The organism is Arthrobacter sp. ISL-5, assembly GCF_018613835.1.
In the GTDB taxonomy this organism is placed as follows: Bacteria; Actinomycetota; Actinomycetes; order Actinomycetales; family Micrococcaceae; genus Arthrobacter.
Genome location: NZ_JAGGPM010000017.1, coordinates 1 through 609 on the forward strand (window position 1 = coordinate 1; position 609 = coordinate 609).

The 609-nt window shown below is 66.2% G+C and carries 1 protein-coding gene; it reads left to right on the top strand.

Translation table 11 applies throughout. From position 1 onward, the window contains the following. The coding region (locus J7I89_RS08860; RefSeq protein ID WP_214969577.1) for a transposase at positions 1-609 on the top strand (609 nt) is incomplete at both ends.

A 609-nucleotide genomic window follows, 5' to 3' on the forward strand; every position in this document is an offset into this window, starting at 1 on the left:
CCTGCCGCAACCCCGCCCTCGCTGCCGAACGCGGACGCAAACGCGGCGAGCTGTTGACCGCGACCGACAAGGAGCTGGAAAAGATCACCGCCGCAGCCGAAACCGGACGCCTCACGGGCGCCGGGAAGATCGGCGTCCGCGCCGGAAAAGTCATCGGCAGATACAAAATGGAAAAGCATTACACCCTGGCCATCACCGACGCCGCCTTCACCTACGCCCGGAACGAGGAGGCGATCGCGGCGGAGGCGGCCCTGGACGGGATCTACATCATCCGTACCACCATCCCGCAGGCGCAGATGGACGCGGACAGGGTTGTGGTGACCTACAAGTCCCTGGCGAACGTGGAACGGGACTTCCGCTCGATCAAGTCCATCGACCTGCACCTGCGCCCGATCCACCATTACACCGAAACAAGGGTCCGCGCGCACGTGTTTATCTGCATGCTCGCCGCCTACCTTCTCTGGCACCTCCGCAAAGCCTGGGCACCCCTGACGTTCACCGACGAATACCGGCCCGAACCGTCCGACCCCGTCGCACCCGCCCAACGGTCCGCCGCCGCCCGCAAGGCCTCCACCCGTCTCACCGCCGACGCCGAACCGGCCCACGGTT